We start from the raw sequence: 1,890 nt of genomic DNA on the forward strand, positions 1-1,890 counted from the left end.
ACTGGCACTATCTCGACAGCGCCGCCACCGCGCAGAAGCCGCAGGCCGTCATCGACGCCATCGCCCAAGCCTATGGCCCGGACTATGCGACCGTCCATCGCGGCGTCTACGAGCGCTCGGCCAATATGACGCTCGCCTATGAAGCCGCGCGCCACAAGGTCGCCCGCTTCATCGGCGCAGCCTCGGACAGCGAGATAGTCTATGTTCGCGGCGCGACCGAGGGGATCAATCTCGTCGCCCAATGCTGGGCAGGCGAACAGCTGAAAGCAGGCGACCGCATTCTGCTCTCCACCCTCGAACATCATAGCAATATCGTGCCGTGGCAGATGGTGGCGGAGAAAGTCGGCGCGCAGATCGACGTCCTTCCCCTGACCGCCGATGGCCAGATCGATCTCGACACGATGCGCGCGATGATCACCCCGCGTCACCGGATGGTCGCGCTGTCCCATGTGTCGAATGTGCTGGGCAGCGTGCTGGATTGCCGCCGCGCTGCCGACATCGCCCATATGGTGGGGGCCAAGATCCTGATCGACGGCTGCCAGGCAGTCCCTCGCATCGCCGTGGATGTGCAGGCGCTCGATTGCGATTTCTACGTCTTTTCTGCGCACAAACTCTATGGCCCGACCGGTATCGGCGTGCTGTGGGGTCGCGGGGAACTGCTCGACTCCATGCCCCCCTATCAGGGCGGCGGCTCGATGATCGACAAGGTGACGTTCGAAAAAACGACCTACGCCCCCGCCCCTACCCGCTTCGAGGCGGGCACGCCGCACATCACCGGCGTCGTCGGCCTGTCGGCGGCAATCGACTATGTCGAGGCGATCGGGCTGGACGCGATCCACGCGCATGAATGTGCGCTGGTGGCCAAGGCCCGCGCGGCCCTGGAAAATCTCAACAGCATCCGCGTCTTCGGCCCCGAAGACTCGGCCGGCATCCTCTCCTTCGCGGTCGAGGGGGTGCATCCGCATGATGTCGGCACCATATTGGACGAAACCGGCGTTGCGATCCGGGCGGGGCATCATTGCGCCCAGCCCCTGATGCGGCATCTGGGCGTCGAAGCGACCGCGCGGGCGAGCTTTGGCATTTACAGTGACGAAAGCGACGTGGACGCGCTGGTGCGCGGCCTGGAGCGGGTAAGAAAGATTTTTGGATGATGAGCGAAGAGCGCAAGATCATGGTGGAAGAAGTCGAAACGGTCGAAGCGCCACCCAAGGTGCGCGTCGATAACCCGCCCGCGTCCGGCGAACGCCAGCGCGACTATCTCGACGGCTTCCTCGCCGCCAAACCGACGCCGATCGCTGCGGGTGAGCCAGGGGGCAATCTCTATGACGCGGTGGTCGATGCGCTCAAGGAGATTTACGACCCCGAAATCCCGGTCAATATCTATGATCTTGGCCTGATCTACGGCGTAGATGTCACCGACGAGGCGCATGTCGTCGTCACCATGACGCTGACCACGCCGCATTGTCCGGTCGCCGAATCCATGCCCGGCGAAGTCGAACTGCGCGTCGGTGCCGTACCTGGCGTCGGCGACGCGCAGGTCAACCTTATCTGGGATCCGCCCTGGGATCCGCAGAAGATGAGCGACGAAGCCAAGCTCGAACTGGGAATGCTGTAATGACCGTCGAGACCAAGACCCGCGCCCGCCCGGCCGCCGTCATCCTGACGAAGAGCGCCGAGCAGCGTATCGCTGACCTGATGGCGCAGGCGCCCGAAGGCACGATCGGCGTCAAGCTCTCGACCCCCAAGCGTGGCTGTTCGGGCCTTGCCTATTCGGTCGATTATGTGACTGAGGAAGCCAAGTTCGACGAAAAGATCGAAACGCCGGGCGGCGTCTTCTATATTGATGGCGGGTCGGTCCTCTATCTGATCGGTTCGACTATGGACTGGGTG

At 63.3% G+C, this 1,890-nt stretch carries 3 protein-coding genes; all 3 read left to right on the forward strand.

The annotated features are described in order from the left end of the window. Positions 1–1,151 (forward strand): cysteine desulfurase (locus IL54_RS06830; RefSeq protein WP_037478004.1); only part of this gene is annotated, 1,151 nt, incomplete at its 5' end. Then, on the forward strand, positions 1,151–1,615 hold the full coding sequence (locus tag IL54_RS06835) for an SUF system Fe-S cluster assembly protein (RefSeq protein ID WP_037478006.1): 465 nt from the start codon (positions 1,151–1,153) through the stop codon (positions 1,613–1,615). The genes IL54_RS06830 and IL54_RS06835, both read left to right, overlap by 1 nt. After that, on the forward strand, positions 1,615–1,890 hold a 276-nt coding region (locus tag IL54_RS22790; protein ID WP_076605553.1), incomplete at its 3' end, for a HesB/IscA family protein. The genes IL54_RS06835 and IL54_RS22790, both read left to right, overlap by 1 nt.

This window comes from Sphingobium sp. ba1 (assembly GCF_000743655.1).
GTDB lineage: Bacteria > Pseudomonadota > Alphaproteobacteria > Sphingomonadales > Sphingomonadaceae > Sphingobium.

Coding starts and splice junctions, on each gene's coding strand:
- IL54_RS06835 (WP_037478006.1), top strand. CDS start 1,151: ATGAGCGAAGAGCGCAAGATCATGGTGGAAGAAGTCGAAACGGTCGAA.